Below are 14126 nucleotides of genomic sequence, written 5' to 3'. Positions count from 1 at the left end.
ACGCAGAGCGTGGGAACGATCAGTCGAGGTGAATATGTACAACTGGATCAGCGCCCTCGCCGACCTGCAAACCCGCGGAGAACCCTGCGTGCTGGTAACGATCATCGAAGAACTCGGCTCCACCCCACGCAACGCCGGTTCGAAGATGGTCATCAGCGCCAGCCAGACGTTCGACACCATCGGTGGCGGGCACCTGGAATACAAGGCCATGGAAATCGCCCGGCACATGCTCGCCAGCGGCCAGCAGAACACCCATCTGGAGCGCTTCAGCCTCGGTGCGAGCCTGGGCCAGTGCTGCGGCGGCGTCACCGTGTTGCTGTTCGAACCCATGGGCCAGGTCCAGGCGCAAATCGCCGTGTTCGGCGCCGGCCACGTCGGCCGCGCCCTGGTGCCGCTGCTGGCGAGCCTGCCCTGCAAAGTGCGCTGGATCGATTCGCGGGAGGCGGAGTTTCCCGAACACCTGCCCCATGGCGTGCACAAGATCGTCAGCGAAGAGCCACTGGACGAAGTCGACGACTTGCCCGCCGGCAGCTACTGCATCGTCATGACCCACAATCATCAGCTCGACCTGGAACTGAGCGCCGCGATCCTCAAGCGCAACGACTTTGCCTACTTCGGCCTGATCGGTTCGAAGACCAAACGGGTCAAGTTCGAGCATCGCCTGCGTGATCGCGGTTTCGACAGCGCCGCCTTGCAACGCATGCGTTGCCCCATGGGCATCGGCGAAGTCAAAGGCAAGTTGCCTGTGGAAATCGCCATCTCCATCGCCGGCGAAATCATCGCCACCTATAACGCGGATTTCGGCCAGCACACCGCCCGCGCCGAACCGATCGCCAAGCTGCTGCCGGCCTCGCGCCGCAGCCAGGCGAACCGTTGAACACTCGTTGAGAATTCCCATGCCCCTGACACGCAAAGCCTACCGCGCCGCCCTGCTCCACAGCCTCGCCGACCCGGCCGAAGTCGGTATCGAGGCGTCCTATGAATATTTCGAAGACGGTTTGCTGGTGGTGGAAAACGGCCAGATCAGCGCCATCGGCCACGCCCGTGACCTGCTGCCGACCCTGGCAACTGACATCGAAGTCACTCATTACCCGGATGCGCTGATCACCCCCGGCTTGATCGACACCCACATCCACTTGCCGCAGACCGGCATGGTCGGCGCCTATGGCGAGCAATTGCTGGACTGGCTCAACACCTACACCTTCCCCTGCGAAAGCCAGTTCGCCGACAAGGCCCACGCCGATGCCGTGGCCGATATTTTCGTCAAGGAACTGCTGCGCAACGGCACCACCACCGCGCTGGTGTTCGGCAGCGTGCACCCGCAATCGGTGAATTCGTTTTTTGAAGTGGCCCAGAAGCTCGACCTGCGGATGATCGCCGGCAAAGTGATGATGGACCGCAACGCCCCGGACTACCTGGTCGACACAGCCGAATCCAGCTACACCGAGAGCAAGGCGCTGATCGAGCGCTGGCACGGCAAGGGCCGCCTGCACTACGCGGTGACCCCACGCTTCGCACCCACCAGCACTGCGGAGCAATTGACCCTGGCCGGTCAGTTGCTGGGGGAATATCCCGATTTGTACATGCAGACCCACATCAGTGAAAACCTGCAGGAAGTACAGTGGGTCAAAGAGCTGTTCCCGGAGCGCAAGGGTTACCTGGACGTCTACGACCACTACCAACTGCTCGGCGAGCGCTCGGTGTTCGCCCACGGCGTGCACCTGTGCGACGACGAATGCGCTCGCCTGGCCGAGACCGGTTCGGCCATCGCCTTCTGCCCGACCTCGAACTTTTTCCTGGGCAGCGGCCTGTTCAACCTGCCGATGGCCGAAAAACACAAGGTGAACGTGGGGTTGGGCACGGATGTGGGCGGCGGCACCAGTTTTTCGCTGCTGCAAACCCTCAACGAAGCCTACAAGGTGATGCAGCTGCAGGGTGCGCGGCTGAGCCCGTTCAAGTCACTGTACCTGGCCACCCTCGGCGGCGCCCGGGCCCTGCGCCTGGAAGACCGGATCGGGACCTTGCAGCCGGGTACGGATGCGGATTTCCTGGTTTTGGACTACAACGCCACGCCGCTGCTGGGCTATCGCCTCAAGCAGGCCAAGGACATTGCCGAGCGGTTGTTCGTGCTGATGACGCTGGGGGATGACCGGACGGTGGCGCAGACGTATGCGGCCGGTAAATTGGTGCATCAGCGGTAGATTTTTGATCGTTCCCACGCTCTGCGTGGGAATGCCTCAACGGACGCTCTGCGTTCGGCTTTTGGGACGCGGAGCGTCCCGGGCTGCGTTCCCAGAGCGTGGGAACGATCAGGCTATTCAACCCCTCAAAGCTTGGCCGTCGACCGCCCCGGTTTCTTGCTCTGCAACAAATGCGAGAACACCGCATGCAAGTCATCCGACGCGCTTTCCTCGTCGAGGTTGAGCTTGCTGTCGATGTGGTCCATGTGATGCATCATCAGGTCCACGGCCAGTGTGGCATCGCGGGCCTCGATGGCGTCGATCAACTGAGTGTGTTCGTCATAGGAACAGTGAGAACGGTTGCCGCTTTCGTACTGGGCGATGATCAGCGATGTCTGGGACACGAGGCTGCGCTGGAAGCTGATCAGCGGGGCGTTCTTCGCCGCTTCGGCCAGCTTGAGGTGGAACTCGCCCGACAAACGGATGCCGGCGCCGCGGTCGCCACGGGAGAAACTGTCGCGTTCGTCGCTGACCATCTGCCGCAGCTCAGCCAATTGTTCAGCCGTGGCATGCTGCACCGCCAATTCGGTGATCGCCCTTTCCACCAGGCGCCGGGCCATGAAGACCTGGCGAGCCTCTTCGACACTCGGGCTGGCCACCACGGCGCCGCGGTTGGGCCGCAGCAACACCACGCCTTCGTGGGCCAGGCGTGACAGCGCCCGACGAATGATCGTGCGGCTGACCCCGAAAATTTCCCCCAGTGCCTCTTCGCTCAACTTGGTACCGGGCGCCAGGCGTTGTTCGAGGATGGCCTCGAAGATATGCGCATAGACAATATCGTCCTGGGTTCCGCTGCGGCCGGCTTTACCGGCTCGCGGTTGTTTCTTGAGGGGTTGCAACTGTTCGTTCATGGGCACTCGAGTCGGGAGAACGGCGGCGAATTGACCGTGACTGTAATACGGCACAGCGGGTCGCTGGCAAGTATCGCGTAAATGACACGGCGATTGTACACAACCTCTGATGGCAACACGACTGTACGGCTGTTTGCGGGCATGGCTGTATTGCAATCGGCTACTGCGTTGAGTTTAGGCTTAAAACCAAAACCCTGTGGCGAGGGAGCTTGCTCCCGCTGGCGTGCGGAGCACGCCCAAACGGACCGACGCCGTATGGCCTGACCCACCGCATCGGCTGGTTTTGGGGCGGCTGCGCCACCCAGCGGGAGCAAGCTCCCTCGCCACCGGGCTGCTTCAGATTCTGCCAATTTATAATAAGGATCATCGTCCACCATGACCGAAGTCACGACCACGCCACTTCGTCCATTCGCCGACACCTCACCCTCGGCCATCGTCGCCGGGTTCATCGCGATGATGACCGGCTACACCAGTTCCCTGGTGCTGATGTTCCAGGCCGGGCAGGCAGCCGGGCTGACCAGCGGACAGATTTCTTCGTGGATCTGGGCAATTTCCATCGGCATGGCGGTGTGTTCCATCGGGCTATCGCTGCGCTATCGCACACCGATCACCATCGCCTGGTCGACACCCGGCGCAGCGCTGCTGATCACCAGTCTGGGTGGCGTGAGTTATGGCGAGGCCATCGGCGCCTATATCACCTGTGCAGTATTGGTGACGATCTGTGGCCTGACCGGCAGTTTCGAGCGCCTGGTCAAGCGCATCCCGGCCTCGCTGGCGGCGGCGTTGCTGGCGGGGATCCTGTTCAAGATCGGCAGCGAGATCTTTGTCGCCACCCAGCATCGCACCGGCCTGGTGCTGGGGATGTTTTTCACCTACCTGATCGTCAAGCGCCTGTCGCCCCGCTATGCGGTACTGGCGGCATTGTTGATCGGTACGGCGCTGTCGGGCCTGTTGGGGCTGCTGGACTTCAGCGGCTTTGCCCTGGAAGTCGCGACACCGGTGTGGACCACGCCGCACTTTTCCCTGGCGGCCACCATCAGCATCGGCATTCCGTTGTTCGTGGTGGCAATGACCTCGCAGAACATGCCCGGCATCGCCGTGCTGCGGGCAGACGGCTACAACGTACCGGCCTCGCCGCTGATCACCAGCACCGGCATCGCTTCGCTACTGCTGGCGCCGTTCGGCTCCCACGGCATCAACCTGGCGGCCATCAGCGCGGCGATCTGCACCGGCCCCCACGCCCACGAAGATCGCAACAAGCGCTACACGGCGGCGGTCTGGTGTGGGATTTTCTACGGGATTGCCGGGGTGTTTGGCGCCACGCTGGCGGCGTTGTTCGCGGCGCTGCCCAAGGAACTGGTGCTGTCCATCGCGGCCTTGGCGCTGTTCGGGTCGATCATCAATGGCTTGAGCATCGCCATGAGCGAAGTGAAGGAGCGGGAAGCGGCGTTGATCACCTTCATGGTCACGGCGTCGGGGCTGACGCTGTTCTCCATCGGCTCAGCGTTCTGGGGGATTGTGGCGGGGGTGTTGACCTTGCTGATCCTGAACTGGCGCAAGGATTGATCGTTCACTCTACGTGGGCATGCAGCCCGGGACGCTCCGCGTCACTGGACGCGGAGCGTCCCCTGAGGCATTCCCACGCAGAGCGTGGGAACGATCAAATACCCAACAGACAGGCACAAAAAAACCGGCCCCCAAACGGGCAGCCGGTTTCGGAACATCATCGGACCATCAAGCGACCGGGTTGATCGGCTTTTCCGGGTACCAGACGTCCATCAGCGGGCTCACTTCAACGCTGGTCAGCTCAGGACGCGCCTTGAGCCAGGCTTCAACGGTAGCGCGCTGCTCTTCGGAAACCGAACCACGCTTCTGCAGGCAAACCAGACCGTAGTCGTCGCCGCCGACGTAGCCCAGGCCGTTGGCTTCCATGGCTTCTTTCAGGAAAGCGTCGAGGAAAGCGTCAATAGCCTCATCGGCCAGATCTTCTTTGAAATCCAGGTTCAGTTCGAAACCCAGCTCTTGAAATTCATCCACGCACAGTTTTTTGCGCAGACGCTGGGAACGGTTAGTCGCCATTGGAACAATCCTCATAAGTAATAACGGCCGGCACTTTACCAGTTTGGTGCGTCGTTTGCCCGACTGATCGGGTGTATCGACCTACCGTCGGTAAAAAATAGCGGCCGAAGGGATCAGGCACGGCCCCAGCCGTTGCGGCTTGGGGCATAATGCCGACACTTTCATGACCGTTGAGGGCGTTCATTTTCATGTCCTCGTCTTTTCCCCCTCGCCCGTAGGGTTTTATTACAAATGATCAAATCTTTGCGTCCACTGCTTCTGGCCAGCCTTCTTCTTCCCCTGGCCCTCCCTGTCACCGCCCACGCCGCCACGATCAACACTGCCCTGTCGCCCAATGTGCAAAAAGCCCTCAAGGCCAGCAAACTGCAGAATGACGCCCTGTCCCTGGTGATGGTGCCGCTCAATGGCCCCGGCACTCCGACCCTGTACAACGCCGACGTTTCGGTCAATCCAGCGTCCACCATGAAACTGGTGACCACCTACGCGGCCCTGGAAATGCTCGGCCCCAATCACCAGTGGAAAACCGAGTTCTACACCGATGGCACTCTCAACAGCGGGATCCTCAACGGCAACCTGTACCTCAAGGGCGGCGGCGATCCCAAGCTGAACATGGAAAAACTCTGGCTGCTGATGCGCGACCTGCGGGCCAACGGCGTGCAGCAGGTCACCGGCGACCTGGTGCTGGACCGCGGCTTCTTCATCCAGCCGCAACTGCCCGAATTCAACGACGACGGCAACGACGAAAACAAACCGTTCCTGGTCAAGCCCGACTCGTTGCTGGTCAACCTCAAGGCCCTGCGCTTCGTCGCCCGCAATGACGGCGGCCGGGTACTGGTGTCGGTGGAGCCGCCAATTGCGAGCATTCGCATCGACAATCAGGTCAAGGCCGTCAACTCCAAGCAATGCGCCGGCGGTGTGCGCTACAACCCGGTGGCCCAGACGGACGGCAGCGTGACGGTGACCGTCGGCGGCCAGCTCGGTGACGGTTGCAGCTCCCAGACCTACCTGTCGCTGCTGGACCATGCTACCTACACCGCAGGAGCGGTGCGGGCGATCTGGAAAGAGCTGGGCGGCAGCATCCAGGGCACGGACCGCCTGGCCGCGACCCCGAGCAACGCCAAGGTGCTGGCCCGGGCATTCTCCCCGGACCTGGCGGAGATCATCCGCGACATCAACAAATACAGTAACAACACCATGGCCCAGCAGTTGTTCCTGAGCCTCGGCGCACAGTTCCGTAACGAAGCCGACGGTGATGACGCCAAGGCCGCGCAACGGGTGGTGCGCCAGTGGCTGGCCAAGAAAGGCATCACCGCGCCGCACCTGGTGATGGAGAACGGCTCCGGCCTGTCCCGCGCCGAACGGGTCAGCGCCCGGGAAATGGCGGCCATGCTGCAAGCCGCCTGGCGCAGCCCGTACTCGGCCGAGTTCATCAGTTCGATGCCGATTGCCGGCACCGACGGCACCATGCGCAAACGCCTGAAGACCACCGCCATGGCCGGCGAAGCCCATGTCAAGACCGGCACCCTGAACACCGTCCGCGCCATCGCCGGCTACAGCCGTGACATCAATGGCAACACCTGGGCGGTGGTGGCGATTCTCAACGATCCGAAACCTTGGGGCGCTTCGTCGGTGCTGGACCAGGTGCTGCTGGACCTGTACCGCCAGCCGAAACTGCCGCAGACGGCTTCGGTGCTCTAATTCCGCCAGAGATCAACTGTGGGAGCGGGCTTGCTCGCTCCCACACTTCGCCCCCATATACCCATAATGCTGTTCACTTAAGGCATTCGATGAATCTGTGGCGAGGGGATTTATCCCCGCTGGGCTGCGAAGCGGCCCTGAACCCAGCCACCGAAGTATGCCGGGTTGGTTACATTCAGCCTTTTGGGGCTGCTGCGCAGCCCAACGGGGATAAATCCCCTCGCCACAATGATTCAAACCATCCTTAACTGAACGGCACTACCATATACCCAGCCTAAGTGGCTAACCCAACTGCACCTCAACCCGATCCCGCCCGGCCTGCTTGGCCGCATACACGCCCGAGTCAGCCCTTAGCAGCAACGCATCGGCGCCTTCCCCGGCGCGCCAGGTGGCGATACCGAAGCTGGCGGTGACAAACCCCACGCCCTCGATGGGCGCCGCCCGCAAGCCTTCCCACAACTCCAATGCCAAGGTGTAGGCGCTGTCGCTGTCAGTGTCCGGGCACAGCACCACGAACTCTTCGCCCCCCAGCCGGCAGAACACATCGGTGCGCCGCAACCGTTGGGCGACACGCTGGCAGACGGCCTGCAACACCCGGTCGCCCACTGCGTGGCCATGCTGGTCGTTGATGCGCTTGAAGTGGTCAATGTCGAGCATGATGACCGCCAGTCCTCCGGAACCGCGCTCGACCCGAGCCATCTCCGAAGTCAGGCGCTCCTGGAAATAGCGGCGATTGCGAATACCGGTCAGCGCGTCAGTCACGGACAAGGCCCGCAGCTCTTCTTCCACGCGCTTGAGGTCGGAAATATCCGAGATATACCCGTGCCACAACACCCCGCCGCCGGGCAGTTCCTCGGGCGTGGCCTCGCCGCGTACCCAGCGCAGGCCGCGCAAGGGCAGTTGCACCCGGTACTCTTCTCGCCACGGACTCAAGGTGTGGGCCGAAGCGCGAATCGAAGCGCGGACACGCGTGCTGTCCAACGGGTGAATGCGCGAGAAAATCGCCTCGGCGTTCTGCACCAGCACATCGGGTTCCAATTCATAGATGTCGCGAATGCCGTCGCTGGCATAGATCACGCTGAAGCGACCGTTGAAATCCATTTTGAACTGGTAGATCCCCCCGGGCACGTGGGCACTGAGCTTTTTCAGCAACACATCACGGGCAGCCAACGCTTCGTGGACGCGCTTGCGTTCGGTGATGTCGATGCAGATCGCCAGGTGCCCGATCCACAGTCCCTGGTCATCGAGCATCGGTGTGGCGAGCATGTTCACGGTCAGGTGGCTGCCATCGCGGCGCACCAGGGTCCACTCCCGCGCCTGCTGCCCGCCCTGTTCGCCGCCCTCGAGCAACATCGCGTGGCACGCCGGAATCGGCTTGCCAAAGCGCGCGCCGAGTTGGGCGGCGCGGGCCTGGAGTTCGCGCGGTACATGCAGGCTTTCCAGGGTCATGCTCTGCAGGACCTCGCAGCTCGGGTAGCCGAGCATCTGCTCGGCACCGGCGTTGAAGGTGGTGATGACGCCGCGCAGGTCCGTGGCGATGATCGCGACCTGAGTCGCGGCATCCAGCACACCACGCAACTGCCCATGGGTACCGCGCAGCTCCTGCTCCCGGGCGCGTAGTTCACGGGTGCGTTGCTCTACCAGTTTCAAGGCCCGCTGCCGCTGGCTGACCAGTACATAGAGCAAGACGCTGAGCAGCAGGCTGAGCAAGCCGCCAAGTATCACCATACTGGTGACCGAAGAATGATTGGTGGACAGGAACACCCGGCTGGGCCGCAACTCCACCCGGTAGTCGCGATCGGCCAGGCGCAACAGGCGAGTCGCCGACAAATCGCTACGGCCCGGCGGGTTGTGGGATTCGAACAGCGCCTCCTCCGCGTTTTCGGTAGACAGGTCCATGACACGCATCGACAGATTGTCGTGACTGGACGCTGGCAGCCCGTCACCCGCCAATTGCCGCATGCTGATGGCCGCCACCACGTACCCGAACGGTTCGCTGGCCGACTCCCGGGTGACCGGCGCAACCAACAGTACTCCCCGGGCAAATACCGGGTCGGCGCCCATCAGGTCCAATGGCTGCGAAACCACCGGCCCGCCTCGCTGGCGGGCCCGCTCAACGGTGGCACGGCGCAAGGGTTCGGAAAGCAGGTCCAGGCCCAGCGGTGTCCCGTAGGAAGCCTGGCTCTGGATGTAGCGCAGCGGTGCGTATTCATCTCGTTCGGCGGCCTGTCGCAGGCCACCGCTACCGTCCGGCTCGCGGATCGTGAATTGAGTGGCCCCGTCGGCTTGCGCTTGTCGTTCGAACGATTGCCGTTCGTCGCGCAGCACCCTGGGCGCCCAGGCGAACGCCCGGATACGGCGCAATAGCACGTCAGCGTAACCACGGAATTCGTTGTTGGAGACATCTTCAGAGTTGGCAAAGAAACGCCTGAGGCTGTCGAGGCGTTGCTCCTGGTCCTGGAAGTGTTCCTCGATGCGGCTGAAACGCTCCTCGGCTTGCAGCTCGAAGCGCTGGCGCAGTTGCTGGTGGAACAGATTCATCATCGCCCAAGTCAGCAACCCGGTCAGGAACATACCGGCCAGCAGGACCAGCGAAGCGACCAGCCAGGCCGACACGTCTTCGCTGATAAAGCCCAGGATCCTGGGACGCACCTGATGCAATGCCATAAACACAACTCAGAAAGGAACCAGGCATAGGCACAGCCCTGGACACAGCCTAAGTTATAGCTATTCGCCATCACTTTAGCCAGTCCCCAACGAGGCTAGAAGCCTTGAATTACAAGGCTTCGTGGATCCAATCAGCCCCGACTCAACGCGCCATGATCTTCCAGGCGCGGTGGATCTTGCCGTTGCGGGCAAAATCCGGATCAATCGTCTTGGCGGTGATCTCTTCCACCGCATAACGCTCGCCGAGGTTGTCCTCGAGCTGGAACTTGCGGAAGTTGTTGGAGAAATACAGCACGCCGCCAGGCGCCAGGCGCGCCATGGCCAGGTCCAGCAATTGGACATGGTCACGCTGCACGTCAAAGATGCCTTCCATGCGCTTGGAATTGGAGAAGGTCGGCGGGTCGATGAAGATCAGGTCGTACTCGTCACGGCTGGCCTCAAGCCAAGCCATCACATCGCCCTGCTCCAGGCGGTTCTTCTCCGAAAAACCATTGAGCGACAGGTTGCGGCGTGCCCAATCCAAGTAGGTTTTCGACAGGTCGACGCTGGTGGTGCTCCGCGCCCCGCCCTTGGCCGCATGGACGCTGGCGGTCGCGGTATAGCAGAACAGGTTGAGGAAGCGCTTGCCGGCGGCTTCTTTCTGGATCCGCAGGCGCATCGGTCGATGGTCGAGAAACAGTCCGGTATCCAGGTAATCGGTGAGGTTGACCAGCAGCTTCACGCCACCTTCGTTGACCTCGGTGAACTTGCCCTGGGCACTCTGGCGCTCGTACTGCTTGGTGCCGCTCTGGCGCTCGCGACGCTTGATCACCACGCGGCTCTTATCCACGTTCAGCGCCTGGGGAATCGCCGCCAGGGCGTCGAACAACCGGGCCGAAGCCTTTTCCGGGTCGATGGATTTTGGCGCGACGTATTCCTGGACGTGTACCCAATCGTGGTACAGGTCAATGGCCATGGAGTATTCCGGCATGTCGGCATCGTAGACCCGGTAGCAGTCCACCCCTTCACGCTTGGCCCACTTACTCAGCAACTTGAGGTTCTTTTGCAGGCGATTGGCGAACATCTGCCCGCCTTCGCTCAACCGCGCCTGCTCCACGACGGGGGCTGGCGCCGGGGCCGGTTTGATCGGGTTACCGTTCTTGTTGTACTGGCGCTCTTGCGGGACTTCCGGGGCCTGATCGTAGGCGGCCTGCTCGCGCTCGGCCTGACGTTGTTCCGGGGTGCGACGCTCACCCGTGACGAACTGGTCTGGCAACACCTTGATCAGCAGCAATTTGCACGGCAAGGCGCCGTTCCAGAACGAATACTGCTTGTGACTGCGAATGCCCATGCGCTTGCCCAGGTCCGGCGCGCCAGTGAACACCGCCGCCTCCCAGTTCAGGCAGGCCTGGCGCAGACGCTCGCCGAGGTTCTGGTAGAGGTAAAGCAGGCTGGCTTCATCGCCCAGGCGCTCGCCGTACGGCGGGTTGCAGATCACCAAGCCCTTCTGGTTCTGGTCCGGACGCGGCTCGAAGGTGGCGACTTCGCCTTGATAGATCTTGATCCATTCGCTCAGGCCGGCACGTTCGACGTTGTTGCGGCCCGGTTGAATCAGCCGTGGGTCAGCTTCGTAGCCGCGAATCCACAACGGTGGCTTGGCCAACCCGGCCTCAGCACGAGCGGTGGCCTCTTCGTGGAGTTTCTTCCACAGCGCCGGCACGTGGCCGAGCCAGGCGGTAAAGCCCCACTGCTGGCGACGCAGGTTCGGCGCCATATCGGCGGCGATCATCCCGGCTTCTACCAGGAACGTGCCCACACCGCACATCGGGTCGGCCAGCGCCCCGCCTTCAGCGGCAATGCGCGGCCAACCGGCGCGAATCAGGATCGCGGCGGCGAGGTTTTCCTTCAGCGGCGCGGCACCTTGCTGCAGGCGATAACCGCGCTGGTGCAGGCTGTGGCCGGAAAGGTCCAGGGAGAGAATGGCTTCGCCACGGTCCAGGCGCAGGTGGATGCGCAGGTCGGGGTTGAGCTTGTCGATGGACGGTCGCTCGCCCGACGGCGTGCGCAGCTTGTCGACGATGGCGTCCTTGACCTTCAAGGCGCCGAAATGGGTGTTGTCGATGCCCGAACCGTGGCCACTGAACTCCACCGCCAGCGTGCCATCGGCCAGCATGTGGTCTTGCCAGTCAACATCCAGCACGCCGTGGTAGAGGTCTTCGGCGTCCTTCATCGGGAAGCGCTTGAGCACCAGCAGCACGCGGTTGGCCAGGCGCGACCACAGGCACAGGCGATAGGCCGTTTCCATGTCGGCCATGCCGCGCACCGCCGAGGTGTGCTCGCGCGCTTCTTCAAGGCCAAGCCCGACGGCTTCCTCGATGAGCAGGCCTTCGAGGCCCTTGGGGCAAGTGAGGAAGAGTTCGAAACGATCGGACATGGGGATTCCAGAGCCTTTGGCTAAGTGGACCGGGCAACGCATTGCCGGGCCAGGTTCAATCAGGTGCTTTTCTCAAGAACACCCGTGTGGCACGAAAGTGTGCCGTGCCACCCTCGCCGCTCAGGTTAAAAGAGCTTAGATGCGAAGGCAGAAAAAAAATTCTGTGCAACAAATTGTGAAAACTCGACCCTTTCGTCGAATAGTACCCGAGTGCAACGGGAGGACATTCTCATCCGAGCCAGACCTACCCCTTTCGGCGCAGGGCCGATCATACAGGGGTCTTGCTCAAAAGCGGTCAACGAACATCAAGTTACTTATCGCCCTAACATCTTTATTGTTACGTGCTTATGACAAAACGATCATTCCATCCATGTGACGCTTTGGTTAGAACTCAACACAGGTTGACGTCGCAACGGCGTCAACACCTCGGCTCGTCACGCCGGCAACGAGCCACCAACGGCAGAATGATTCTGCCCCGGCCTCGATAGAGGTCGACGCTAAGTAACAGTCAACAAGTGAGGGCAACACCCTATGAGAAGACTTAAGCGTGATCCGTTGGAAAGAGCATTTTTACGTGGTTACCAATATGGCGTTGGTGGTAAATCCCGTGAGCTTTGCCCCTTTACTCTACCGTCGGTACGTCAAGCCTGGATCAATGGCTGGCGAGAAGGACGCGGCGACAACTGGGACGGTATGACCGGCACTGCGGGTATCCATAGACTCAACGAACTTCACGCCGTCGGCTGACACAGGGCTTAATACTCAAGAACTCGACAATTTGACACCCATATCGATTTAACCACGCACGTCCCATCCGGACGGCGGGCTACGGCCCAGGGGGCTCCTTCGAGGAGCCCTTTTTAATGCCTGGGCTTTATGTCATTGCCTGAGCTGCGAACACTGTTGTGGCGAGGGAGCTTGCTCCCGCTGGGCTGCGCAGCAGCCCCAAAAAGCCATTGCACGGTGAGCCAGGCAAATGGCGTCAGCCGGTTTCAGGACTGCTGCGCAGTCCAGCGGGAGCAAGCTCCCTCGCCACATCCAGCGGAGCAAGCTCCCTCGCCACAAGGTTCCACCCAGCCTTAAGTCAACGCAACGCCGCGATCGCATCCACCGACTCACGGATCAACGCCGGTCCTTTATAGATAAAGCCCGAATAAATCTGCACCAGGCTCGCCCCGGCGGTGATTTTCTCGGCGGCATGCCGGCCTTCGGTAATCCCACCCGCCGCAATGATCGGCAAGCGCCCCGCCAGTTCGGCGGCCAGCACCTTCACGGTATGAGTGCTCTTGTCACGCACCGGCGCGCCAGACAACCCACCCGCCTCGTCACCGTGCTCCAGCCCTTCGACGCCTTCGCGACCCAGGGTCGTGTTGGTGGCGATCACCGCGTCCATGCCCGTCTCGATCAGGGCCTGAGCGACCTGGGAGGTTTCTTCGTCGGTCATGTCCGGGGCGATCTTGATCGCCAGCGGCACATGCCGGCCATGCATCACCGCCAGCTCGGCGCGTCGCCGGGCCAGGTCGGCCAGCAGTTGCTTGAGGGAATCACCGAATTGCAGGCTGCGCAGCCCCGGGGTGTTCGGCGAGCTGACGTTGACGGTCACGTAGCTGGCGTGGGCGTAGACCTTGTCCAGGCAGATCAGGTAATCGTCGACGGCACGCTCCACCGGGGTGTCGAAATTCTTGCCGATGTTGATGCCCAGCACGCCCTTGTACTTGGCCGCGGCCACCCGGGCCAGCAGATTGTCGACGCCCAGGTTGTTGAAGCCCATGCGGTTGATAATCGCCTCGGCCTCGGGCAGACGGAAAAGCCGTGGCTTGGGATTACCCGGCTGCGGGCGCGGGGTGACGGTGCCGATTTCCACGAAACCGAAACCCAACTGGGCGAACCCGTCGATGGCCGCACCGTTCTTGTCCAGCCCTGCCGCCAACCCGACCGGGTTGGGGAATTCCAGCCCCATCACCGTCACCGGCAGGTTCACCGGCGCCTTGCACAGCAAACCGTTGAGGCCCAAACGTCCACCCGCGCCGATCAGGTCCAGGGACAGATCGTGGGAGGTTTCCGGGGAAAGTTTGAACAGCAGCTGACGGGCCAGGGTGTACATGGGTGGGTTTGACTCGATCGACGAAATGAGGCGGGGATTATAGCCGGGGTAAAGGGACAGGAGCGAGCAACCTA

The 14126-nt window shown here is 61.9% G+C and carries 11 protein-coding genes; 5 read left to right on the top strand and 6 right to left on the bottom strand.

Annotated features, from left to right (window positions below; genetic code table 11):
• Positions 1-34 precede the first annotated feature (34 nt).
• Positions 35-877 (top strand): xanthine dehydrogenase accessory protein XdhC, encoded by an 843-nt coding sequence (xdhC, locus tag BLO97_RS11050; protein WP_092345881.1) that lies wholly within the window; start codon positions 35-37, stop codon positions 875-877.
• 19 nt (positions 878-896) lie between these two features.
• Entirely contained in the window at positions 897-2201 is a 1305-nt protein-coding gene (guaD, locus tag BLO97_RS11045; protein WP_092148472.1) for a guanine deaminase, read from the top strand.
• A gap of 125 nt (positions 2202-2326) precedes the next feature.
• On the opposite strand, the gene BLO97_RS11040 is transcribed toward guaD, so the two are convergent.
• Entirely contained in the window at positions 2327-3091 is a 765-nt protein-coding gene (locus BLO97_RS11040; protein ID WP_003183531.1) for a GntR family transcriptional regulator, read from the bottom strand.
• Between the two features lie 375 nt (positions 3092-3466).
• On the opposite strand from BLO97_RS11040, the gene BLO97_RS11035 reads away from it, so the two are divergent.
• A complete protein-coding gene (locus BLO97_RS11035; RefSeq protein WP_092345879.1) occupies positions 3467-4657 on the top strand; it encodes a benzoate/H(+) symporter BenE family transporter in 1191 nt (396 codons plus the stop codon).
• Positions 4658-4825: 168 nt separating this feature from the next.
• Here the strand turns inward: BLO97_RS11035 and BLO97_RS11030 are convergent, their stop codons facing one another.
• Together BLO97_RS11030 and BLO97_RS30860 are read right to left on the bottom strand one after the other, a co-directional pair.
• Positions 4826-5170, bottom strand: a complete 345-nt coding sequence (locus BLO97_RS11030) for a YggL family protein (RefSeq protein ID WP_092148478.1) — start codon at positions 5168-5170, stop codon at positions 4826-4828.
• The gene (locus BLO97_RS30860; RefSeq protein ID WP_139197675.1) at positions 5160-5360 is read right to left on the bottom strand and encodes a hypothetical protein; all 201 of its coding nucleotides are present in this window, start codon (positions 5358-5360) and stop codon (positions 5160-5162) included. The genes BLO97_RS11030 and BLO97_RS30860 overlap by 11 nt, the downstream gene beginning before the upstream one ends.
• 41 nt (positions 5361-5401) lie before the next feature.
• Between BLO97_RS30860 and dacB the strand changes: the two genes are divergently transcribed.
• Positions 5402-6868, top strand: a complete 1467-nt coding sequence (gene dacB, locus BLO97_RS11025; protein ID WP_092345877.1) for a D-alanyl-D-alanine carboxypeptidase/D-alanyl-D-alanine endopeptidase — start codon at positions 5402-5404, stop codon at positions 6866-6868.
• Between the two features lie 282 nt (positions 6869-7150).
• Here the strand turns inward: dacB and BLO97_RS11020 are convergent, their stop codons facing one another.
• Both BLO97_RS11020 and rlmKL read right to left on the bottom strand, forming a co-directional pair.
• Entirely contained in the window at positions 7151-9535 is a 2385-nt protein-coding gene (locus BLO97_RS11020) for a sensor domain-containing diguanylate cyclase (protein ID WP_092148484.1), read from the bottom strand.
• Positions 9536-9677: 142 nt separating this feature from the next.
• Entirely contained in the window at positions 9678-11948 is a 2271-nt protein-coding gene (rlmKL, locus tag BLO97_RS11015) for a bifunctional 23S rRNA (guanine(2069)-N(7))-methyltransferase RlmK/23S rRNA (guanine(2445)-N(2))-methyltransferase RlmL (protein WP_092148487.1), read from the bottom strand.
• Positions 11949-12479: 531 nt separating this feature from the next.
• Here rlmKL and rmf point away from each other — a divergent pair.
• Complete coding sequence (rmf, locus tag BLO97_RS11010) at positions 12480-12695, top strand: ribosome modulation factor (RefSeq protein ID WP_003223300.1); 216 nt, start codon at positions 12480-12482, stop codon at positions 12693-12695.
• 337 nt (positions 12696-13032) lie between these two features.
• On the opposite strand, the gene BLO97_RS11005 is transcribed toward rmf, so the two are convergent.
• The gene (locus tag BLO97_RS11005) at positions 13033-14052 is read right to left on the bottom strand and encodes a quinone-dependent dihydroorotate dehydrogenase (RefSeq protein WP_092345874.1); all 1020 of its coding nucleotides are present in this window, start codon (positions 14050-14052) and stop codon (positions 13033-13035) included.
• Between the last annotated feature and the right edge of the window lie 74 nt (positions 14053-14126).

Source organism: Pseudomonas sp. NFACC05-1 (assembly GCF_900100135.1).
In the GTDB taxonomy this organism is placed as follows: Bacteria; Pseudomonadota; Gammaproteobacteria; order Pseudomonadales; family Pseudomonadaceae; genus Aquipseudomonas; species Aquipseudomonas fluorescens_Q.
Note: the sequence above shows the minus strand (reverse complement) of the source record. Positions and strands in the feature narration are given on the sequence as shown.